The sequence below is a fragment of the Pseudomonas sp. Tul2A7 genome (genome assembly GCF_054790505.1).
Map to the genome: position 1 here is coordinate 1645440 of NZ_CP186499.1, position 20375 is coordinate 1665814.

Annotated in this window: 20 protein-coding genes and 1 pseudogene; 13 read left to right on the forward strand and 8 right to left on the reverse strand. The window is 60.3% G+C overall.

Annotated features, from left to right (window positions below; translation table 11 throughout):
- The first annotated feature begins 2 nt into the window (after positions 1-2).
- Both phaC and ACOYXJ_RS07375 read left to right on the forward strand, forming a co-directional pair.
- On the forward strand, positions 3-1685 hold the full coding sequence (gene phaC, locus ACOYXJ_RS07370) for a class II poly(R)-hydroxyalkanoic acid synthase (RefSeq protein ID WP_150794136.1): 1683 nt from the start codon (positions 3-5) through the stop codon (positions 1683-1685).
- A 30-nt stretch (positions 1686-1715) separates the two neighbouring features.
- Positions 1716-2336: a TetR/AcrR family transcriptional regulator gene (locus ACOYXJ_RS07375; protein ID WP_038360043.1), complete on the forward strand. Its 621-nt coding sequence runs from the start codon at positions 1716-1718 to the stop codon at positions 2334-2336.
- A gap of 253 nt (positions 2337-2589) precedes the next feature.
- Here the strand turns inward: ACOYXJ_RS07375 and ACOYXJ_RS07380 are convergent, their stop codons facing one another.
- The 3 genes from ACOYXJ_RS07380 to ACOYXJ_RS07390 form a co-directional block, all read right to left on the reverse strand.
- Positions 2590-3537, reverse strand: coding sequence for a phasin family protein (locus ACOYXJ_RS07380; protein ID WP_460368712.1), 948 nt, complete (start codon positions 3535-3537; stop codon positions 2590-2592).
- Between the two features lie 10 nt (positions 3538-3547).
- Positions 3548-3970 carry a phasin family protein gene (locus tag ACOYXJ_RS07385; protein WP_273916607.1) on the reverse strand — a complete coding sequence of 141 codons (423 nt, stop codon included), beginning with the start codon at positions 3968-3970 and terminating at the stop codon, positions 3548-3550.
- Between the two features lie 248 nt (positions 3971-4218).
- Positions 4219-4494: a polyhydroxyalkanoic acid system family protein gene (locus ACOYXJ_RS07390; RefSeq protein WP_077570393.1), complete on the reverse strand. Its 276-nt coding sequence runs from the start codon at positions 4492-4494 to the stop codon at positions 4219-4221.
- Positions 4495-4660: 166 nt separating this feature from the next.
- Here ACOYXJ_RS07390 and ubiE point away from each other — a divergent pair, with 166 nt between their 5' ends.
- The 11 genes and pseudogenes from ubiE (at position 4661) to ACOYXJ_RS07445 (ending at position 12732) form a co-directional block, all read left to right on the forward strand.
- Positions 4661-5431, forward strand: coding sequence for a bifunctional demethylmenaquinone methyltransferase/2-methoxy-6-polyprenyl-1,4-benzoquinol methylase UbiE (gene ubiE / locus ACOYXJ_RS07395; protein WP_008080626.1), 771 nt, complete (start codon positions 4661-4663; stop codon positions 5429-5431).
- The gene (locus ACOYXJ_RS07400) at positions 5431-6054 is read left to right on the forward strand and encodes a ubiquinone biosynthesis accessory factor UbiJ (protein WP_007909360.1); all 624 of its coding nucleotides are present in this window, start codon (positions 5431-5433) and stop codon (positions 6052-6054) included. Before ubiE ends, ACOYXJ_RS07400 begins: the two co-directional genes overlap by 1 nt.
- Positions 6051-7655: a ubiquinone biosynthesis regulatory protein kinase UbiB gene (gene ubiB, locus ACOYXJ_RS07405; protein ID WP_102899530.1), complete on the forward strand. Its 1605-nt coding sequence runs from the start codon at positions 6051-6053 to the stop codon at positions 7653-7655. Before ACOYXJ_RS07400 ends, ubiB begins: the two co-directional genes overlap by 4 nt.
- Positions 7656-7730: 75 nt before the next feature.
- Positions 7731-8132: a phosphoribosyl-AMP cyclohydrolase gene (gene hisI, locus ACOYXJ_RS07410; RefSeq protein WP_150794139.1), complete on the forward strand. Its 402-nt coding sequence runs from the start codon at positions 7731-7733 to the stop codon at positions 8130-8132.
- Complete coding sequence (locus ACOYXJ_RS07415; protein ID WP_150707964.1) at positions 8125-8457, forward strand: phosphoribosyl-ATP diphosphatase; 333 nt, start codon at positions 8125-8127, stop codon at positions 8455-8457. The genes hisI and ACOYXJ_RS07415 overlap by 8 nt, the downstream gene beginning before the upstream one ends.
- A 25-nt stretch (positions 8458-8482) precedes the next feature.
- Positions 8483-8764: a twin-arginine translocase TatA/TatE family subunit gene (locus ACOYXJ_RS07420; RefSeq protein WP_042557245.1), complete on the forward strand. Its 282-nt coding sequence runs from the start codon at positions 8483-8485 to the stop codon at positions 8762-8764.
- Between the two features lie 10 nt (positions 8765-8774).
- Positions 8775-9230 carry a Sec-independent protein translocase protein TatB gene (tatB, locus tag ACOYXJ_RS07425; protein ID WP_460368717.1) on the forward strand — a complete coding sequence of 152 codons (456 nt, stop codon included), beginning with the start codon at positions 8775-8777 and terminating at the stop codon, positions 9228-9230.
- Positions 9227-10018, forward strand: coding sequence for a twin-arginine translocase subunit TatC (gene tatC / locus ACOYXJ_RS07430; protein ID WP_007909342.1), 792 nt, complete (start codon positions 9227-9229; stop codon positions 10016-10018). Before tatB ends, tatC begins: the two co-directional genes overlap by 4 nt.
- Positions 10015-10722 (forward strand): 16S rRNA (uracil(1498)-N(3))-methyltransferase, encoded by a 708-nt coding sequence (locus ACOYXJ_RS07435; RefSeq protein WP_460368719.1) that lies wholly within the window; start codon positions 10015-10017, stop codon positions 10720-10722. The genes tatC and ACOYXJ_RS07435 overlap by 4 nt, the downstream gene beginning before the upstream one ends.
- 210 nt (positions 10723-10932) lie before the next feature.
- Positions 10933-11829: pseudogene (locus ACOYXJ_RS07440) on the forward strand (methyl-accepting chemotaxis protein); the annotation flags it as partial.
- A gap of 198 nt (positions 11830-12027) precedes the next feature.
- Entirely contained in the window at positions 12028-12732 is a 705-nt protein-coding gene (locus tag ACOYXJ_RS07445) for a methyl-accepting chemotaxis protein (RefSeq protein WP_460380907.1), read from the forward strand.
- Positions 12733-12865: 133 nt separating this feature from the next.
- On the opposite strand, the gene ACOYXJ_RS07450 is transcribed toward ACOYXJ_RS07445, so the two are convergent.
- From ACOYXJ_RS07450 to ACOYXJ_RS07470, 5 genes are all read right to left on the reverse strand, one after another.
- Positions 12866-13600 (reverse strand): amino acid ABC transporter ATP-binding protein, encoded by a 735-nt coding sequence (locus ACOYXJ_RS07450; protein ID WP_095120739.1) that lies wholly within the window; start codon positions 13598-13600, stop codon positions 12866-12868.
- Positions 13593-14552 carry an amino acid ABC transporter permease gene (locus tag ACOYXJ_RS07455; RefSeq protein ID WP_150775681.1) on the reverse strand — a complete coding sequence of 320 codons (960 nt, stop codon included), beginning with the start codon at positions 14550-14552 and terminating at the stop codon, positions 13593-13595. The genes ACOYXJ_RS07450 and ACOYXJ_RS07455 overlap by 8 nt, the downstream gene beginning before the upstream one ends.
- Before the next feature lie 130 nt (positions 14553-14682).
- Positions 14683-15480, reverse strand: a complete 798-nt coding sequence (locus tag ACOYXJ_RS07460) for a transporter substrate-binding domain-containing protein (RefSeq protein WP_034152980.1) — start codon at positions 15478-15480, stop codon at positions 14683-14685.
- Positions 15481-15856: 376 nt separating this feature from the next.
- On the reverse strand, positions 15857-18427 hold the full coding sequence (gene mdoH, locus ACOYXJ_RS07465; RefSeq protein ID WP_102899536.1) for a glucans biosynthesis glucosyltransferase MdoH: 2571 nt from the start codon (positions 18425-18427) through the stop codon (positions 15857-15859).
- Positions 18420-20204 carry a glucan biosynthesis protein G gene (locus ACOYXJ_RS07470; RefSeq protein WP_425355394.1) on the reverse strand — a complete coding sequence of 595 codons (1785 nt, stop codon included), beginning with the start codon at positions 20202-20204 and terminating at the stop codon, positions 18420-18422. The genes mdoH and ACOYXJ_RS07470 overlap by 8 nt, the downstream gene beginning before the upstream one ends.
- Positions 20205-20375 lie beyond the last annotated feature (171 nt).

Below are 20375 nucleotides of genomic sequence, written 5' to 3' on the forward strand. Positions count from 1 at the left end.
TCATGCGCGACAAACCAGCGACGGGCGTAGTGCCCAGCCCCGCCGTGTTCATCAACGCACAAAGTGCGATCACCGGCCTGCGTGGCCGGGACCTGATCTCGACCTTGCGCAGCGTCGCCGCCCACGGTCTGCGCAACCCGATCCACAGTGCGAAGCATGCCTTGAAACTCGGCGGCCAATTGGGCCGCGTATTGCTCGGCGAGACCCTGCACCCAACCAACCCGAACGACAGCCGTTTCGCCGATCCGGCATGGAGCCTCAATCCGTTCTACCGGCGCAGCCTGCAGGCCTATCTGGCCTGGCAGAAGCAGGTCAAAAGCTGGATCGATGAAAGCAACATGAGCGATGACGATCGCGCCCGCGCGCACTTCGCTTTCACCTTGCTCAACGACGCGGTGGCGCCGTCGAATACCCTGCTCAACCCGCTGGCGGTCAAGGAGCTGTTCAACTCTGGCGGGCACAGTCTGGTGCGCGGCCTCAGCCATTTATTCGATGACTTGCTGCACAACGACGGCCTGCCGCGCCAGGTGACCAAACAGGCTTTCGAGGTCGGCAAGACCGTCGCCACCACCACCGGTTCGGTGGTGTTTCGCAACGAGATGCTGGAGCTGATCCAGTACAAACCGATGAGCGAAAAGCAGTACGCCAAGCCGCTGCTGGTAGTGCCCCCGCAAATCAACAAGTACTACATTTTTGACCTCAGCCCACACAACAGCTTCGTCCAGTACGCGCTGAAGAATGGCCTGCAAACGTTCATGATCAGCTGGCGCAACCCGGATGTTCGCCATCGCGAATGGGGCCTGTCGACCTACGTCGAAGCGGTGGAAGAAGCGATGAACATCTGCCGGGCGATCACCGGCGCTCGTGAGGTCAACCTGATGGGCGCCTGCGCCGGCGGCCTGACCATCGCCGCCCTGCAAGGCCATTTGCAGGCCAAGCGGCAGCTGCGCCGGGTCTCCAGCGCGACCTATCTGGTCAGCCTGCTCGACAGCCAGATCGAAACCCCGGCCACGCTGTTCGCCGACGAACAAACCCTCGAAGCCGCCAAGCGCCGTTCCTATCAGAAAGGCGTGCTGGACGGTCGCGACATGGCCAGGATCTTCGCCTGGATGCGTCCCAATGATTTGATCTGGAGCTACTTCGTCAACAACTACCTGTTGGGCAAAGAGCCACCGGCCTTCGACATCCTCTACTGGAACAACGACAACACCCGCCTGCCGGCGGCATTTCACGGTGACCTGCTGGACTTCTTCAAGCACAACCCACTGACCCATCCGGGTGGGCTGGAGGTCTGCGGCACGCCAATCGATCTGCAGAAAGTCACTGTCGACAGCTTCAGCGTCGCCGGCATGAATGACCACATCACGCCGTGGGACGCGGTGTATCGCTCGACCCTGCTGCTCGGCGGGGAGCGGCGTTTCGTGCTGTCCAACAGCGGACATGTGCAGAGCATCCTTAACCCGCCGAGCAACCCGAAAGCCGCCTACGTCGAGAACGCCAAGATGAGCAGCGACCCGCGTGCCTGGTACTACGACGGTAAACACGTCGACGGCAGTTGGTGGCCGCAGTGGCTGGAATGGATTCAGCAACGCTCCGGTGCCCAGCACGAAACCTCGTTCACCCTCGGCAACCCGAACTACCCACCGATGGAGGCCGCGCCCGGTACTTACGTGCGTGTGCGCTGACGCTTAACCGAACTTTTCTAAGAAGACTGGATGAAAACCCGCGACCGGATTCTCGAATGTGCTTTGCAACTGTTCAACGAAAAGGGCGAGCCGAACGTCTCCACCATGGAGGTGGCCAATGAAATGGGCATCAGCCCGGGCAACCTCTACTACCACTTCCACGGCAAGGAACCGCTGATTCTCGGGTTGTTCGAACGCTTCCAGAATGAGCTGGCGCCACTGCTCGATCCGCCGTCGGATGTGGAATTGGCGCCGGAGGATTACTGGCTGTTTCTGCATTTGATCGTCGAGCGGCTGGCGCAGTATCGGTTTTTGTTTCAGGACCTGTCGAACCTAGCCGGGCGGCTGCCGAAGCTGGCCAAGGGGATTCGACATTTGCTCAATGCGCTGAAGCGCACGCTGGCGTCGTTGTTGGCGCGGTTGAAGGCTGCGGGGCAGTTGGTCAGTGATACGCAGGCGTTGGGGCAACTGGTTGAGCAGATCACCATGACGTTGCTGTTTTCGCTGGATTATCAGCGGATTCTGGATCGTGAGGGGGAAGTGAGATTGGTGGTTTATCAGATCATGATGCTGGTAGCGCCGCACTTGCTGCCGCCGGTTAAGGTCGCCACGGAGCGGATGGCCCTGCAATACCTTGAAGATCACGACTGAATCAAAAGCCCCTCACCCTAGCCCTCTCCCAGAGGGAGAGGGGACTGACCTTATCGTCTTGCGCTATACGGCGACCTGAAAAATCGAGTCGATTATGGATTCAATACGACACTTTCAGGTCGGTGTAAGGCTGAAGCATCCCCGTATCGGTCCCCTCTCCCTCCGGGAGAGGGCTAGGGTGAGGGGCTGTTGGAATTCAGATACAAAAACGCCCGACCTTCACAGGCCGGGCGTTTTGTTTTGCCCTGATAAATCAGGACTGACTGGTTGGCGTCGACGGCGTCGATGCAACAGTCGGGGTAGCCACCGGAGTCGGGGCCGCGGCGGAGTTCGACGCGCTCACCGGAGCTGCCGGGGTGGCCGGCTTGGCTGCAGCAGGTGCTGCTGGCTTCGGCGCTGCGGCTTTCGGCGCGGCCGGTTTTTTCACTGCCGGTTTTTTCGCCGCAGCCGGTTTGGCTGCTGGCTTCGCAGCCGGTTTGGCGGCCGGTTTGGCGGCCGCGGTTTTCGCGGCTGGCTTGGCGGCTGGCTTGGCGGCTGGTTTCGCTGCAGTTTTGGCCGCAGGTTTCGCTGCTGGTTTCGCAGCGGCTTTGGCGGCAACCGGTTTGGCGGCTGCTTTGGCTGCTGGCTTGGCGGCAGCGGTTTTCGCTGCAGGCTTGGCCGCTGCTTTTGCTGCGGGTTTAGCCGCCGCTTTGGCCAGAGGCTTGGCAGCGGATTTTGCCGCTGGTTTGGCCGCCGCAGTTTTCGCTGCCGGTTTTGCCGCAGCGGTTTTCGCCGCCACAGGTTGAGCCTTCAGACCGGTGAGTTTTTCGATCTGTTTGGTCAGTGTGTCGACCTTGCTGTTGAGTGCCTTGACCTCATTGCGGCTCGGTACACCGAGGCGCGAGATCGCGCTGTTCAGGCGCTTGTCGAAAGCCCCTTCCAGCTCGTCCCACTTGCCCAGTGCGCGATCTTTCACGCCGCTGATGCGCGACTTGGCCGAGGAAGCAGAGTCCTTGGCGGCATCGACTTTTTTGCCGACTGCGGACTTGGTGAGCTTCTCGGCTTTCTCGCCGTCTTTGACCAATGTATCGAAGAGCTTGCTGCCGTCAGTGTCGATCTTCGAGTACACGCCTAAACCAGCCAGCCAGATTTTGCGAGAGTAGTCTTCGACTTTCCCGATCCACGAGCTGCCTTCTTTATCGGTGTTCTTTTTACCAGCCATCCCGTTCTCCTTAAGATTTACGCGCGACGCGTTCGAGCAATGCCGTCAGCTCATCGAGCTTAGCAGAGAGTGTCTCAACGTCATGTTTAGACGGAATGCCGATACGATTCAAGGCGCTTGCTACGCGGGTGTCGAAAGCTTTCTCGACCTTGTCGAGTTGAACTTCGACACGACCTTTGAAAGAACTTACTTCGCTCTTGGCTTCATCGATCTCGGCGTTGGCCGCTTCAAGTTTTTCGGTGACGGCTTTTTTGCCTTTCTTTTCAACAGTTTGACCAGCCTTGATCAGCTCTTGAAAGTACTCGCTACCCTCTTGGCCGACCTTGGCGTAGGCACCCAGGCCTGCCAGCCAGATCTTGCGGGCATAGGATTTGACGTCGCTCAGAGCAGAAGTCGAAGCGTCGATTTTTTTCTTCAAAATAACTTTGGCCATGGTGCACCTCACGCGCAGAAGGTTTGAGGAACTGCCCGCGAAAGTGTCGGGCTCAGGCACAAAGTAGGTAGAAAAATTAGAAACGGCACCCTAACAACTGACATAAACCTCAGGCCGTACACAAAACAAATGTGGGAGCGAGCCTGCTCGCGAAAACGGTGTATCAGTCAATATTCGAGTCGACTGACGCACCGCTTTCGCGAGCAGGCTCGCTCCCACAGGGGATCTCGGTTTACCGAAAATCGCGATCAGACCAGCGCTTTATCGAGGGCTTTTTCGATCTCGGCTTTGATCATGCCGCTCATGGCCGACATCATGATGCCCAGTTCCACGTCGACCTTGATCGAATCGTCCGCCACATGCACCGCGCCTTTCACGCCCGAGCGCTTGAGGTTCAGGGTATCACCCGACCATTGCGGCTCCAGGCCATATTGTTCGGAGAGTTTTTGCGCCAGCTTGTCGGCCTTCTCGCGGGCGGCTTCCTTACCCAGGTTGTGGGCACGCTCAACAGTGATTTTGGCCATTGATTGACTCCTGCTTTTTGAATGGGGCGAAAAAGATGTGTCGGTAAATCTTGACCGCCGCTGCGGCAAATCGTCCCGAGGGTTGCCCATCTTACCTTTAGCCATTCCAAGACAAAGCATGGCTTGGGGATTAGAATGTCGCGCATTCTCTTTTGGTGACAGCGATATGACTGATCAGCGCAAAGGCAGCGATGCCGAACCCACCACTCACTTCGGCTTCAAAAACGTTCCGGAAAGCCAGAAAGCGGAAAAAGTCGCTGAGGTTTTCCACTCGGTAGCCGCCAAGTACGACCTGATGAACGACCTTCTGTCGGGCGGCATGCACCGTCTGTGGAAGCGTTTCGCGATCGAACTGTCGGGCGTGCGCAGCGGTAACCGCGTGCTGGACATCGCCGGCGGTACCGGTGACCTGACCAAAAAATTCTCGCACCTGGTCGGCCCGACCGGTCAGGTGGTGCTGGCCGACATCAACGAATCGATGCTCAAGGTCGGTCGTGACCGCCTGCTCGATCTGGGTGTCGCCGGCAACGTCGAATTCGTTCAGGCGGACGCGGAAAAACTGCCGTTCCCGGACAATCACTTCGACTGCGTGACCATCGCCTTCGGCCTGCGCAACGTTACGCACAAAGAAGACGCCCTGCGCTCGATGCTGCGCGTGCTCAAGCCTGGCGGTCGTCTGTTGGTGCTGGAATTCTCCAAGCCGACCAACGCGCTGATGTCGAAAGCCTACGACGCTTATTCGTTCGCCTTCATGCCACTGATGGGCAAGCTGATCACCAACGACTCGGAAAGCTATCGCTATCTGGCCGAATCGATCCGCATGCACCCGAATCAGGAAACCCTGAAGTCGATGATGGTCGACGCCGGTTTCGACCGCGTGACCTATCACAACATGACCGCAGGCATCGTCGCCCTGCACCGTGGCATCAAGCCCTGATGTTGCTCACCGGGCTGCTCGCCAGCGTTGAACTCGGCCTCAACCGGGTGCTGCGTCTCGACAGCACGGCGCTGCCGCGGCTGGCGCATTTGACCGGCAAGGTGATTGCCGTCGACTGCCGCAGCCCGGCGCTGCAACTGTTCATCTTGCCGAGCGACGAAGGTTTGATGCTGGCCTCGCACTGGGAAACCGGCGTCGACTGCACCCTGCGTGCGCCGGCCTCGAGCCTGATCAAACTGGCCGTGAGCAAAGACAAGACCGCGGTGTTGCACGCCCCGGAAGTCGAGCTCGATGGCGACAGCGGCGTGCTGCTGGAGCTGGCCGGTGTGCTGCAGGACCTGGAGCTGGACTGGGAGTACGAACTCTCGCGCTGGCTCGGCCCGGTCGCCACGCAACTGGTCGGTGGCCATCTGCGCAGCCGCGCGCGCTGGTATCAACAAGGATTTGCCAGCCTCAACCAGAACCTCGCCGAATACCTCGCCGAAGAATCGCGCACCCTCGTCGGGCAGCGCGAAGCCGAAGCGCGGTTCAGCGAACTGGACCGGATCAAACTTGATCTGGAACGTCTCGAGGCGCGTTTCGAGCGCCTTTCCCGATCCCTCGACCCAAGCGATAACGCATGAAGCTGCTCGCCGTCCGCCGTCTGCTGCGCATCCAGTCTGTCGTGATCCGCTACCGCCTCGATGACCTGCTGTTCGATCTGCCGCTGCCCTGGTTTCTCCTGGCGCTGCGCTATGTGCTGCCGTGGCGCTGGTTCCCGCGCAAGCCGCTGGAGCTGAACCGGGGCGCGCGTCTACGTCTGGCGTTGCAGGATCTCGGGCCGATTTTCATCAAGTTCGGGCAGATTCTTTCGACCCGCCGCGACCTGTTGCCAGAAGACATCGCCGATGAGCTGATGCTGTTGCAGGACCGCGTGCCGCCTTTCGATTCGCAGCTGTCGATCAAGTTGATCGAAGAACAGCTGGGCAAGAAAATCAGCGACGTGTTCAGCCGTTTCGACGTCGAACCGCTGGCTTCGGCCTCGGTGGCGCAGGTGCATGCCGCGCAGCTGAAAACCGGCGAAGAGGTCGTGGTCAAGGTGATTCGCCCGGGTCTGAAGCCGATCATCGCGCAGGATCTGGCGTGGCTGTTCATCCTCGCCCGCGCCGCTGAAAAACTCTCTGCCGACGCACGTCTGCTGCACCCGGTCGACGTGGTCCAGGACTACGAAAAAACCATCTACGACGAACTCGATTTGCTGCGCGAGGCGGCCAACGCCAGCCAGTTGAAGCGCAACTTCGAAGGTTCGCCGCTGCTCTACGTGCCGCAGGTCTACTGGGACTGGTGCCGGCCGAAAGTGCTGGTGATGGAGCGCATCTACGGTATTCAGGTCACCGATCTGGCAACCCTCGCCGACCAGCGCACCGACATGAAAATGCTCGCCGAACGTGGCGTGGAGATCTTCTTCACCCAAGTGTTCCGCGACAGCTTTTTCCATGCCGACATGCACCCGGGCAACATCTTCGTCAGCACCGTCAATCCGTGGAGCCCGCAGTACATCGCGATCGACTGCGGCATCGTCGGCAGCCTGACCCCGGAAGACCAGGATTATCTGGCGCGCAACCTGTTCGCCTTCTTCAAGCGTGACTACCGTCGTGTGGCGCAATTGCACATCGATTCAGGCTGGGTCCCGGCGGAAACCAAACTCAATGAATTCGAAGCGGCGATCCGCACCGTGTGCGAACCGATCTTCGAAAAACCGTTAAAAGATATTTCATTTGGCCAGGTGCTGATGCGCCTGTTCCAGACCGCGCGGCGCTTCAACATGGAAGTGCAGCCGCAGCTCGTCCTGCTGCAAAAGACCTTGCTGAACATCGAAGGCCTCGGCCGTCAGTTGTATCCGGATCTGGATCTGTGGAACACCGCGCAGCCATTCCTCGAACGCTGGATGCGCGAGCGCGTCAGTCCGAAAGCCTTGCTGGGCAACGTGCAGAGCCAGTTTGAACAACTGCCGCACCTGGCCAACATGGCCCGCGACCTGCTCGAACGCATGTCCCAGCCACACGCCTACGACCCACCGCCGCCATGGCATAAACGCAAGGACGACTGGTTCCTGCGCCTGCTCGGTTGCGCGCATCTGGCCGGCGGGGTGATCCTCGCCATCGGTGGCCCATTGCACGAATTGGGGCATTGGCCGGCGGGAATCATGGTGGCAGTCGGCTTGTATCTGGTCGTTCGCCGATAGCCAGTTTCGTGATCGGCTGGCACACTATGCCTGAACCCGACTATTGAAGTGTGGGGTTCGCTGTCGGAGTCGAAAATGAACAACTGGCTGGACGAGATCAAGTGGGACGCTGATGGCCTGGTGCCGGCGATTGCCCAGGATCACAAGACCGGACGCGTGCTGATGATGGCCTGGATGAACCGCGAGGCGCTCGAACTGACCGCTGCGGAAAACCGTGCAATCTACTGGTCACGTTCCCGTGGCAAGCTGTGGCGCAAGGGCGAAGAGTCCGGCCATGTGCAGACCTTGCATGAAATGCGTCTGGACTGTGACGCCGACGTGATCATCCTGATGGTTGAACAGATCGGCGACATCGCTTGCCATACCGGCCGTCAAAGCTGCTTTTACCGTGTCTTCGAAAACGGCGACTGGAAGACAGTCGACCCGGTTCTGAAAGACCCGCACGCTATCTATTCCGCAGGACACACACATGAGTGACACCCTGACCCGCCTCGCTCAGGTACTTGAAGAGCGCAAAGGCGCAGCCGCCGACAGCTCCTATGTGGCCAGTCTGTATCACAAGGGTTTGAACAAGATTCTGGAGAAAGTCGGCGAAGAGTCGGTCGAAACCATTATTGCCGCCAAGGACGCCGCGATCAGTGGCGACTGCAGCGACGTGATCTACGAAACCGCCGACCTGTGGTTCCACAGCATGGTCATGCTCGCCCAACTGGGGCAGCATCCGCAGGCCGTGCTGGATGAACTGGACCGTCGCTTCGGCCTGTCCGGACACGTCGAGAAAGCCTCGCGTCCGTCCGTCTGAACAATTTTTAGAGAGGAACAGCAACATGGGCATTTTTGACTGGAAACACTGGATCGTCATTCTGGTTGTCGTGGTGCTGGTGTTCGGCACCAAGAAACTGAAAAACCTCGGCACCGACGTTGGCGAGTCGATCAAGGGCTTTCGCAAAGCCATGAACGACGACGAGAAGCCAAACGTCGATCCGACCGTGACGCCTGCGCAACCGGTACCACCGGTGCAGCCGCAAGCCACCGCTCAGGCCAACCCGCCGCACACCATCGACGTGCAGGCGCAGAAAGTCGAAGAGCCGATCCGCAAAGACGTGTGAGCACTGACTAATGTTTGGTATCAGCTTCTCTGAACTGCTGCTCGTCGGCCTCGTCGCCCTGCTGGTGCTGGGCCCCGAGCGTCTGCCGGGTGCTGCGCGCACCGCCGGCCTGTGGGTCGGTCGGCTGAAGCGCAGCTTCAACGCGATCAAACAGGAAGTTGAACGTGAAATCGGTGCCGACGAAATCCGTCGGCAACTGCACAACGAGCACATTCTGTCGCTGGAGCAGGAGGCACGGAAGATTTTCAGCCCGGTTCAACAGGAACCGACGCCGGTTGAGCATGTGGGTCAGCAGACGATTCATGCGCCGACTGCGCCTGCTCCGACGCCTGCACCTGCTGCCGTAGTAGCGCCGACAGAAACCGTACCCGCTACTGCAGAAACTTCGGTTGAACATGTATCTCCAACCGCCGCGCCGATCACACCTGCGCCTCACGACACCACTTTGCCGCCGCGAGCCCCATGAGCGATCTCCCCGAAAACGACCAGCACATGCCGCTGGTTTCGCACCTCACCGAGTTGCGCACCCGCCTGCTGCGTTGCGTGGCGGCGATCTTCATCATCTTCGCCGGGCTGTTTGCCTTTACCCAGCAGATCTACACCTTCGTCTCGACGCCGCTGCGCCAGTACCTGCCAGTCGGCGCAACGATGATCGCCACCGACGTGTCGTCGCCGTTCCTGACGCCGCTGAAGCTGACCATGATGGTGTCGCTGTTCCTCGCGATCCCGGTGATCCTGCATCAGATCTGGGGCTTTATTGCGCCGGGCCTGTACAAGCATGAGAAGCGCATCGCGGTGCCGCTGCTGGTGTCCAGCATCCTGCTGTTCTACACCGGCATGGCGTTCGCCTATTACTTCGTGTTCCCGCTGATCTTCAAGTTCTTCGCCGCAGCCACCCCGGCCGGCGTGGAAATGATGACCGACATTGCCAGTTACCTCGATTTCGTCATGACGCTGTTCTTTGCCTTCGGCGTGGCGTTCGAGATTCCGGTGGCCGTGGTGCTGCTGGTGTGGATCGGCGTGGTCGACGTGGCCTATCTGAAGAAAATCCGCCCGTACGTGATCATCGGCTGCTTCGTGGTCGGCATGATCCTGACGCCGCCGGACATCTTCTCGCAGACCCTGCTGGCCGTGCCGATGTGGATGCTGTTCGAAATCGGCATCCTGTTCGGTGGTTTGATCAGCAAGCGCGAACGCCCGGACGAGAACCCGGCCGACGACCACAACGACCAGCCGCCAGCGACCCAGGCATGAACCTGCTGTTGCTCGAAGAGGCCGATTTCATTGCGGCCGACCGCGTGGTGCTGCGTGATCGCCGCCTGACCCATATGCAGGAAGTTCACCGTTCGGAAGTCGGTGACAGCCTGCGGGTCGGGCGCATCAACGGGCTGATGGGTTCGGCTGAGTTGCTGCGACTGGAAACAGGCGAAGCTGAGCTGCGCGTCACTCTCGATCAGCCGCCACCGGCCAAACTGCCGCTGACTCTCGTGCTGGCGCTGCCGCGTCCGAAAATGCTGCGCCGGGTGTTTCAGACCGTGGCGACCATGGGCGTGTCCAAGGTGATTCTGGTCAACAGCTATCGGGTCGAAAAAAGCTTCTGGCAGACGCCGTTTCTTGAGTCTGAGGCGATTCGCGAAAACTTGATCCTCGGCCTCGAACAGGCGCGCGATACCGTGCTGCCGGAGATCATCATCGAGAAGCGCTTCAAGCCGTTTGTTGAAGATCGGCTGCCGGCGATTACCGACGGCACCCTCGGTCTGGTCGGCCATCCCGGTAACTTCCCGCCCTGCCCGCGCGCCTTGAGCGAACCAGTGACGTTGGCCATCGGCCCCGAAGGCGGCTGGATTCCTTACGAAATCGATTTGCTGGCCAAGTCCGGCCTGCAACCGGTGCAGCTGGGCGAACGCATCCTGCGCGTCGAAACCGCCGTCACCGCCCTCCTCGCCCGGCTCTTCTGATTCTTCGCACCAGATAAATGGTGTTACAGATTGCCATCATTCGGCCGATACCTTCTCCATAAGTCCAATTAGTGGTCCGAAGGGAGTGGTCGCATGTACCGTTGGTTAGCCGAGAGTCTTGGAAACGTCAGCGTCAAACGCAAGCTGGGCATCGGTTTCGGCCTGGTGCTGTTGCTGACACTGTTGATCACCTTCACCGGCTGGACCGGCATGAGCGGCATCATCAGCCGCGGTGACAAACTCGGCTTTATCTCCAGCCTCAACGAGCTGACCAAGGACCTGCGCCTGGCGCGTCTGGACTACGAAGCACGCCGCGGCGAACAAGGTCCTGGCGCGGTCACCGATCTGCTCAACAAGCTCGACAGCGGCCTGCAAACCGCACGCAGCCTGATTGAACAGCCGTCCGACGCGGCGATGGTCGATCAACAACTGGCCGCCGTTGCCGAATACAAACGTGCCTTTGCCGACATGACCCAGGCCACCGTGCAGCGCGAAGACGCCCGCAGCAAACTCGGCGCCAGTGCCGACAATGCCGTGGCGAAAGTCGCCGAAGTAGAAAAATCCATGCTGGCGGGTGACAGCGTCGCGCAATTCAACAGCGTGATCGAGCTGAGCAAACTGCTGCAGCAGGCCCGCTACCAAGTGCGCGGCTACACCTACAGCGGCAAGGCCGAAGCCGAACAACCGGCCCTCGACGCCATCGACAACGCCCTGAAAAACCTCGACAGCCTGCCGGCCAAATTGCCGGAGCAGCACATCGCCAACCTGCAACAGGCTACCGACTCGATCAAAGCCTATCGTGCAGCCGTTGCGCAGTTCCGCGACTCGCAGGTCAACAACGCCAAGGCCGCTGCGCGCATGTCGACGCAGGGCGACATCCTCATCGACGTCAGCAAGAAACTCACTGAATCGCAGACCGTGGTGCGCGACACCGATGCCGCGCACGCCAAGAACATGCTGATCATCGCCACCCTGCTGGCCGTGGCCTTCGGGTTGTTGGCCGCTTGGGCGATCACTCGCCAGATCATCATCCCACTGAACCAGACCTTGAAAGTGGCCGAGCGCGTGGCCGCTGGTGACCTGACCCACAATCTGGTGTCCCTGCGCCGCGATGAACTGGGCCAACTGCAACGCTCGATGCAGAGCATGACCCAGGGTCTGCGTGAACTGGTGGGCGGCATCAGCGATGGTGTCACCCAGATCGCCAGCGCTGCCGAAGAGCTATCAGCGGTGACCGAGCAGACCAGCGCCGGGGTCAACAATCAGAAAATCGAGACCGATCAGGTCGCCACCGCCATGAACGAAATGGCCGCCACCGTGCAGGAAGTCGCGCGTAACGCCGAAGAAGCTTCCGAAGCCGCCGTGGCTGCTGACCAGCAGGCCCGCGAAGGCGACAAAGTGGTGGGCGAAGCGATCGCGCAGATCGAGCGTCTGGCGGTTGAAGTCGGTCATTCCACCGAAGCCATGGGCGAACTGAAGCGCGAAAGCGACAAGATCGGCAGCGTCCTCGACGTGATCAAATCCGTGGCCCAGCAAACCAACCTGCTGGCCCTCAACGCGGCCATCGAGGCTGCGCGTGCCGGTGAAGCCGGGCGTGGTTTCGCTGTGGTGGCCGATGAAGTGCGCAGCCTCGCGCAACGTACGCAGAAGTCCACCGAAGAGATCGAGGAGCTGATCGTCGGCCTGCAGAACGGCACTCAGCAAGTGGCAACGATCATGGACAACAGCCGCACCCTCACCGACAGCAGCGTTGAGCTGACCCGTCGCGCGGGCGGTTCGCTGGAAAGCATCACCCGCACCGTGTCGGCGATTCAGGCGATGAACCAGCAGATTGCGGCGGCGGCAGAGCAGCAGAGTGCGGTGGCGGAAGAGATCAACCGTAGCGTGTTGAATGTGCGGGATGTCTCGGATCAGACGTCGGCGGCGAGTGAAGAGACCGCGGCGTCCAGCGTTGAGCTGGCGCGCCTTGGCAACCACCTGCAGATGCTGGTGGGCCGATTCAAGGTTTGAAGTGATTCATCGGCCTCGGTTCGCTGTGAACCGGGGGTGATGCCATTCGCGAGCAGGCTCGCTCCCACATTGGACAACTCGGTCAACTGTGGGAGCGAGCCTGCTCGCGAAGGCGTCCTGGGAGACGCTGAAATTACAGGACCTGGCGCAAGAAGGCCTGAGCGCGCGGATCCTTCGGCGCATCGAAGAACTCCGCCGGCGCCGCATCTTCCAGCAACTTGCCGTGATCGAAAAACAACACCCGATCCGCCACTTCCCGGGCAAAGCCCATTTCGTGGGTCACGCAAACCATGGTCATGCCTTCCACGGCCAGGTTCTTCATCACGTCCAGCACCTCGCCGACCATTTCCGGGTCGAGCGCCGAGGTCGGCTCATCGAACAACATGACCTTCGGCTCCATCGCCAGCGCCCGGGCAATCGCCACGCGCTGTTGCTGACCGCCGGACAGGCGTGACGGAAACTCGTTGGCCTTCTGCGCAATCCCGACCTTTTGCAGCAACTCCATCGCCTTGGCTTCGCGCTCTTTCTTGCCGCGCTTGCGCACGACTTTCTGCGCCAGACAGAGGTTTTCCAGCACGGTCATGTGCGGGAACAGGTTGAAATGCTGAAAGACCATGCCGACTTCGCGGCGGTAGGCGTTGACGTCGGTTTTCGGGTCGGCCAGTTGCAGGCCGTCGATGCTCACCGAGCCGGAATCGAATTCTTCCAGACCATTGAGGCAACGCAGGAAGGTCGACTTGCCGGAACCCGACGGGCCGATGACCACCAGCACTTCGCCCTTGGCGACCGTGGTGCTGACGTTATCCACCGCACGCACCACTTGCCCACGGGTGTCGAAGACTTTTACCAGATCGCGGACTTCAATCACTTTGCGCGAGCCTCCGCTCAAGCCGGCTGGCGATTTTCGACAGCGGCAGGTTGATCAACAGGTACAGGCCGGCAACGCAGAACAGAATCTCGAACGGCGAGAACGACGTGGTGATGACTTCACGGCCGCTTTTCAGCAGCTCGGTGATGGCGATCACCGACACCAGCGAGGTGTCCTTGACCAGACTGATGAACTGCCCGGCCAGCGGCGGCAGCACGCGTTTGAACGCTTGCGGCAGCACCACGTGACGCATCGATTGACCGGCACTCAGACCGAGCGAACGCGCCGCTTCGTTCTGGCCACGGGCAATCGATTGCACGCCGGAACGGATGATCTCCGCCACATAGGCGCCAGTGAACAGCGACAGCGCGGCGATCCCGGCGAATTCGCGGGACAGGTTCATCACCGTGCCGATGAAGAAATAGAAAATGAAAATCTGCACCAGCAGCGGCGTGCCGCGCACCAGCTCGACGTAGATCGTCGAGAGGTCGCGCAGGGTCGGGTTGTTCGACAGACGGCAGAGGCCGGTGACCAGACCGATCAGCAAGCCGAGAATCCCGGACACCACCGACAGCCAAAGTGTCGTCCACAGGCCCCACAACAGCGGTCCTGCCGCCCAATGGCGAGTCACGCCCACGACGTCACCTTCGGCCACATCGTCGCCCTGAGCGAATTGCAGGCTGTTCTCGTCGACGGTCAGGTGCTGCTCGTCACCGGCGTCATTGCGCAGGGTGACTTGCGCGCTGCTGCCCTTGCGCACCAGTTCAGTGACGGTGGAGATGTCAGTGGCACGCTGGGTTTCCTCGGCCTGATAGGCGAAGTACTGCGGCACGCGGTTCCAGCGCCATTCGTAGGACATCAGCGACGTGGCGTAATACAACGCACCGGCCAGGCCGACCAGCACCAGCACGGTGAGGACGTGCCAGGGCCATTGGGCTTTTTTCTGTTTCATTGCAGGTTCCGGAATTGGTGTTGCTTACAAGGCCCTCTTCGCGAGCAGGCTCGCTCCCACATTTGAAATGCATTCCAATGTGGGAGCGAGCCTGCTCGCGAAAGGGGCGACGCGGTCTGGCAGACCGGCGTTATTCCATGTCCTTGAGCCACTCGGTGCTCTTGAACCACTTGTCATGGATGCGATCGTAGGTGCCGTCTTCGTGGATCTGGTGCAGGAAGTTGTTGATGAAGTTGAGGCTGTCGTAATCACCCTTCTTCAAACCGAACGCCAATGGCTCGTAGGTGAACGGTTTGTCGAGGAACACCAGTTTGCCGGCGCCGACCTTGGTCACCGCAACGACGTTGTACGGGGCGTCGTAGATGAAGGCGTCAGCCTTGCCGTTGACCACGTCGAGCACCGCTTCCTGCTCGTTGTCGTAGCCGTGGTACTTGGCTTTGGAGATCAGCTTCTTGGCGACCATCTCGCCGGTGGTGCCGAGCTTGGAGGTGATGCGGTAGTCGGCGGTGTTCAGGTCTTTGTACGACTTGATGGTGCCTTCCAGCTCCTTGCGGATCAGCAGAGTCTGGCCGACCACGATGAACGGTTCGCTGAAGTTCAGGCGCAGGTTGCGTTCCTGAGTCAGGGTCATGCCGCTGCCGATCATGTCGAACTTGTCGGTCATCAGCGCCGGGATGATGCCGTCGTAACCGGTAGAGACCAGTTCCAGCTTGACGCCCATGGCCTTGGACATGGCTTTGAGGATGTCGACTTCAAAGCCGATGATTTCGCCGCGCTTGTTGGTCATTTCGAACGGCATGTAAGTCGGATCCATACCGACTTTCAACGTGCCGCGCTTGACCGCGTCATCGATTGCGCCGGCCTGCGCCGCATTGACTGCAACCAGTGCCGTGACGCCGACCAGCAGCATCGACAGATACTTCTTCATCTTCAAGTCCCCAAAACCATTGCGTGTGCGGCGCGAAAACCAACAGAGACGGGCAAAAAAGCCCGGGTGCGCCAATTCGGGGACGGATGCTAACGCACTCGTTTTTTTGCACAAGGTTTAATGGACGATTTGTTTAACAATCAAGAGCTGACCCTCACCCCAGCCCTCTCCCGGAGGGAGAGGGGGCCGATCGGGGGATGCTTCAGGGGTACGCCGACCTGAAGCGGATTTGCCGAATCCATAATCGACTCGATGCTTCAGGTCGACGGATAGCGCCAGACACCTCGGTCAGTCCCCTCTCCCTCTGGGAGAGGGCTAGGGTGAGGGGCTTTTCGGCGCCATAAAAAAACCCCGCTGAATCAGCGGGGTTTTCTGATCAGGCCGGTTGCGCCTGCAAGCTCACCGGTCGCAACGGCAGCAGCGGCGCATGCGGATCGGCTTTCACCGAAGCCCGCCAGGCATCCAGCCACTCAGCGAGACCTTCCGCCCAAACCTGCTCATGCAAACGCGCCAAGGCAACAGGGTCGCTCAGCAATTGCAGACGATCATGGTTATTCAGCCCGGCCGGGCCAACCTTGATCGCGTGACGCACACGTTCCTGACGCAGCCATTCAATCGGCTCGGCCTGACCGTGACGAGAGGTCGCCAGCGAGCACGCCAGAGCGTTCTGCTGCGGATCGACCACCGCGCGGACAAAGCCGTCGTTGAGGGCGTGGTAACGGTTTTCGTGGGTGTACTGATCGGTCGCCAGCAGCGCCTGCGGCGGATTGTATTCCTCAGGGATGAGGAACAGGCTCTCGTCACGGGACTTCAGACCCAGACCGACACGGCTGGAAATCACCGACACCGGGATCGACAGCATCAGCGAACCGACGATCGGCACCAGCCACCAGAGGAAGCTCGGGTTCAGCCAGATCACCAGCAGCGCCCAGCAGAAACCCAGCAGGGTCTGCGGACCGTGGCGTTTGACCGCTTCGCTCCAAGGCGTCGAGTCGTCGTCACGCTGCGGCGAGTTCCAGGTCGCCGCCCAGCCGAGGAACGCGGCAAGGACGAAACGGGTGTGGAAAATCATCCGCACCGGCGCCAGCAGCATGGAGAACAACATCTCCAGCAGCATCGACAGGGTCACCTTGAACTTGCCGCCGAACTCTTTCGCGCCCTTGGCCCAGATCAGGATGATGCTCAACAGTTTCGGCAGGAACAGCAGCACGATGGTCGTCGAGAACAGCGCGATTGCCTTGTCCGGGTGCCATTGTGGCCACAGCGGATAGAGCTGACGCGGTTCGAGGAAGTACTGCGGCTCCATCAGCGTGTTCACCGCCAGCAGCGCGGTCGACAACACCAGGAAGAAGAACCACAACGGCGCCGACAGGTACGACATCACGCCGGTGAGGAACACCGCACGGTGCACCGGGTGCATGCCTTTGACCAGGAACAGACGGAAGTTCATCAGGTTGCCGTGGCACCAGCGACGGTCGCGCTTGAGTTCGTCGAGCAGGTTCGGCGGCAGTTCTTCGTAGCTGCCCGGCAGGTCGTAGGCAATCCATACGCCCCAACCGGCACGGCGCATCAATGCGGCTTCAACGAAGTCGTGAGACAGAATCGCACCGGAGAACGCGCCTTTACCCGGCAACGGCGCCAAGGCGCAGTGGTCGATAAACGGCTTCATGCGGATGATCGCGTTGTGACCCCAGTAGTGGGATTCACCCAACTGCCAGAAGTGCAGACCGGCGGTAAACAGCGGGCCGTAAACACGGGTCGCGAACTGCTGCATGCGCGCATACAGGGTGTCCATGCCCGACGCACGCGGCGCGGTCTGGATGATCCCGGCGTCCGGCGTGGCTTCCATCAAGCGCACCAGACTGGTCAGGCACTCGCCGCTCATCACCGAGTCAGCGTCGAGCACGACCATGTACTTATAGTCACCGCCCCAGCGACGGCAGAAGTCGTCGAGGTTGCCGCTCTTGCGCTTCACACGACGGCGACGGCGGCGATAGAAGATCTTGCCGAAGCCTTTGGCTTCGCGGCAGACATCCAGCCAAGCCTGTTGCTCGGCCACGCAAATGTCGGTGTCGTTACTGTCACTGAGGACGAAGAAGTCAAAACGGTCCAGATCACCAGTGGCGGCAACCGATTCGAACGTTGCGCGCAGACCGGCGAATACGCGCGGTACGTCTTCGTTGCAGATCGGCATCACCAACGCGGTACGCGCGTCTTTGGCAATCGGCTCGTTGCCGGCGCTTTTGCCGGAGATACGGTATTTATCGTGACCGGTGAGCAACTCGAGGAAGCCCATCAGCGCCGTCCAGAAACCGGCCGACACCCAGCAGAACAGAATCCCGAACAGAATCAGGATGCTGGTTTGCAGCGCATACGGCAGCACTTGCGTGGCGGTTTGCAGCAGCGGCTGGTGCAGGACTTCTTCCAGATCAACGAACGACCAGCCCTGGTACGGCATGATGCCTTTCATGTACCAGCCGGCGACGATGGTCTGGCCGAGCATCAGCAGCAACAGAATGTAGCGACGGATCGAACCGACGGTGCGCCAGCGCGCGGCCGGCAAGACGTTTTCGTCCTTCGGCGGCTGCGGCGGGTTGGTGCGACCGGTCATACGGCGCCAGCCACGCACCAGAATATTGGTGCGCCACGGCTCCGGCACGACCTTGGTCCGACGGATCGGCGGCGTCGCCTTCATGCTGACGCGGCCACTGGCGTCGAGCACCAGCATCTCCGCGTCTTCAAGTTCTTCGGCGGTGCTCAGGGTCAGGCGCTTGCCGACCGAAGCCTGGGCGGCTTCGGCAGGGGCGTCGAACGTCGAGGACGACAGGCGTTCATGCAGCTCGCTGAACGACTGGCAGCCCGCGAGTTCCGCGCGCTGCTCGTCGGTCATCGGCAGATGCGCCAGATACTCGGACAGAGTCTCTGGCTGTACTTGAGAGTTACTCATCGGCAGGCAACTGATAGCTCCAGGTCTCGGTCAGGACTTCTTCAGTCGGTGCCGATTCCGGTGTGGCTGGGGCCGCGTCCGCAGCAACTGGCTGCTTGGCGTCTTTGTTGGCCTTGTCCTTGGCATCTGCAGCTGGCTTGGCGTCGGCCTGTTTGGCCTCGGCGGCTTTGGCTTCCTTGTCGATTTTCTCTTGTTGCTTGGCGGCAACCTTGTCGGCCTTGGCAACGGACGAGTTGGACGCCGGTACCGAAGACTTGGCCAGATCAGCCGTGACGATTGGCTGCACCAGGGCGGCACGCATCTCGGTCGACTTGCTCGCGTCCTTGATCTTCATCCGCAGGGTCAAGCGCCAGCCTTTGGTTTCCGGGTTGTAGCGCACGCTGTTCTCAACCAGTTCGGCGTTGTCACCGACACTGACCTGACTGCGCACGTCGGCATCCGGGGTCAGCGCCGCCAGCGATGGACCTTCGAAGTCGACCAAGTAGGCAACGCTGCCATCCGGCTGACGGATCAGGTTCGACTGTTTGACGTCACCGGTCGAACGCAGAGTCTGCGATACCCAGGCGCTGTCCGGCGCGTGAATCGCCGCTTCGTCCATAGTCCAGTGCATCCGGTAGGCGAAGTCCAGTGGCTGGCCCGGCTCGGGCATTTTTTCCGGGCTCCAGAACGCAACGATGTTGTCGTTGGTTTCGTCGGCGGTCGGAATTTCTACCAGATCAACGGTGCCTTTGCCCCACTCGCCCTTCGGCTCGATCCAGGCGCTTGGGCGCTTGTCGTAGCGGTCATCGAGGTCTTCGTAGTGGCTGAAGTCGCGACCACGCTGCAGCAGACCGAAGCCACGCAGGTTCTCGACGCTGAAGTTGCTTACGGCCAGGTGTTTCGGGTTGTTCAGTGGACGCCAGATCCACTCGCCGTTACCGGCATGGATCGACAGACCGCTGGAGTCGTGCAGTTCACGACGGTAGTTGAGGACTTTCGACGGCTGGTTGGCACCGAACAGGAACATGCTGGTCAGCGGTGCGATACCCAGTTTACCGACCTTGTCACGCAGGAACATCTGCGCCTTGACGTCGACAATGGTGTCGCTACCCGGACGCAGGATCAGACGGTAGGCACCGGTGGCGCGCGGCGAATCGAGCAGCGCGAAGATCACCAGGTGCTTGTCGCCCGGCTTCGGCTGTTGAATCCAGAACTCGCGGAAACGCGGGAATTCCTCACCCGACGGCAGCGCGGTATCAATCGCCAGACCACGCGCCGAGAGGCCGTAGGTGTGGCCCTTGCCGACAACGCGGAAGTAACTCGCGCCGAGCATGGTCATGATTTCGTCTTGCTTGTCGGCCTTGTTGATCGGGTACAGCACACGGAAACCGGCATAACCCAGTTGTTCAGTGGCTTTCGGATCGAATTTCAGGTCGCCGAAATCGAAGCGGGTCGGATCGTATTTGATCTCTTCGACGGTGTTCGCTGTGATTTCGTTGATTTTCACCGGCGTATCGAAGTGCATACCCTGGTGATAGAAGGACAGTTTGAACGGGGTCTTCTGATCAGCCCACTCAGCCTTTTCGGTGAGGAAGCGGATTTTCTGATAGTCCGCGAACTTCATGTCGCGGAATTCGTTCGGCAGATTGCTGCGCGGGGCTTCGAACTTCTGCCCGGCCAGTTCTTTAGCTTTCGCCGATACATCGTCAAGATTGAACGCCCAAAGCTGACCGGCGCTGAGCAGGCACAGGAGCGCCGAACCCGCTACCAGGGCACTTCGCATGCGTTTGGCAGACATTTTTGCTGCATTACAGGGACTAACAATCACGAGCAACCCTCGCCGAAAACAGATCAAAAAACCAACGGCTAGCTATCTATATGCCAGGTTGGCGAGCATTGTTCCGACTCCGCAGGGGCAAAATGATTCCCCAATCGGATCCGGACAAGTCTCTACCTAAGTGAAAATGGA

Excerpts from the sequence above, each read along its gene's own strand:
- phaC (WP_150794136.1), top strand. The coding sequence starts at position 3 with ATGCGCGACAAACCAGCGACGGGCGTAGTGCCCAGCCCCGCCGTGTTC.
- ACOYXJ_RS07375 (WP_038360043.1), top strand. The coding sequence starts at position 1,716 with ATGAAAACCCGCGACCGGATTCTCGAATGTGCTTTGCAACTGTTCAAC.
- ACOYXJ_RS07380 (WP_460368712.1), bottom strand. The coding sequence starts at position 3,537 with ATGGCTGGTAAAAAGAACACCGATAAAGAAGGCAGCTCGTGGATCGGG.
- ACOYXJ_RS07385 (WP_273916607.1), bottom strand. The coding sequence starts at position 3,970 with ATGGCCAAAGTTATTTTGAAGAAAAAAATCGACGCTTCGACTTCTGCT.
- ACOYXJ_RS07390 (WP_077570393.1), bottom strand. The coding sequence starts at position 4,494 with ATGGCCAAAATCACTGTTGAGCGTGCCCACAACCTGGGTAAGGAAGCC.
- ubiE (WP_008080626.1), top strand. The coding sequence starts at position 4,661 with ATGACTGATCAGCGCAAAGGCAGCGATGCCGAACCCACCACTCACTTC.
- ACOYXJ_RS07400 (WP_007909360.1), top strand. The coding sequence starts at position 5,431 with ATGTTGCTCACCGGGCTGCTCGCCAGCGTTGAACTCGGCCTCAACCGG.
- ubiB (WP_102899530.1), top strand. The coding sequence starts at position 6,051 with ATGAAGCTGCTCGCCGTCCGCCGTCTGCTGCGCATCCAGTCTGTCGTG.
- hisI (WP_150794139.1), top strand. The coding sequence starts at position 7,731 with ATGAACAACTGGCTGGACGAGATCAAGTGGGACGCTGATGGCCTGGTG.
- ACOYXJ_RS07415 (WP_150707964.1), top strand. The coding sequence starts at position 8,125 with ATGAGTGACACCCTGACCCGCCTCGCTCAGGTACTTGAAGAGCGCAAA.
- ACOYXJ_RS07420 (WP_042557245.1), top strand. The coding sequence starts at position 8,483 with ATGGGCATTTTTGACTGGAAACACTGGATCGTCATTCTGGTTGTCGTG.
- tatB (WP_460368717.1), top strand. The coding sequence starts at position 8,775 with ATGTTTGGTATCAGCTTCTCTGAACTGCTGCTCGTCGGCCTCGTCGCC.
- tatC (WP_007909342.1), top strand. The coding sequence starts at position 9,227 with ATGAGCGATCTCCCCGAAAACGACCAGCACATGCCGCTGGTTTCGCAC.
- ACOYXJ_RS07435 (WP_460368719.1), top strand. The coding sequence starts at position 10,015 with ATGAACCTGCTGTTGCTCGAAGAGGCCGATTTCATTGCGGCCGACCGC.
- ACOYXJ_RS07445 (WP_460380907.1), top strand. The coding sequence starts at position 12,028 with ATGGCCGCCACCGTGCAGGAAGTCGCGCGTAACGCCGAAGAAGCTTCC.
- ACOYXJ_RS07455 (WP_150775681.1), bottom strand. The coding sequence starts at position 14,552 with ATGAAACAGAAAAAAGCCCAATGGCCCTGGCACGTCCTCACCGTGCTG.
- ACOYXJ_RS07460 (WP_034152980.1), bottom strand. The coding sequence starts at position 15,480 with ATGAAGAAGTATCTGTCGATGCTGCTGGTCGGCGTCACGGCACTGGTT.
- mdoH (WP_102899536.1), bottom strand. The coding sequence starts at position 18,427 with ATGAGTAACTCTCAAGTACAGCCAGAGACTCTGTCCGAGTATCTGGCG.
- ACOYXJ_RS07470 (WP_425355394.1), bottom strand. The coding sequence starts at position 20,204 with ATGTCTGCCAAACGCATGCGAAGTGCCCTGGTAGCGGGTTCGGCGCTC.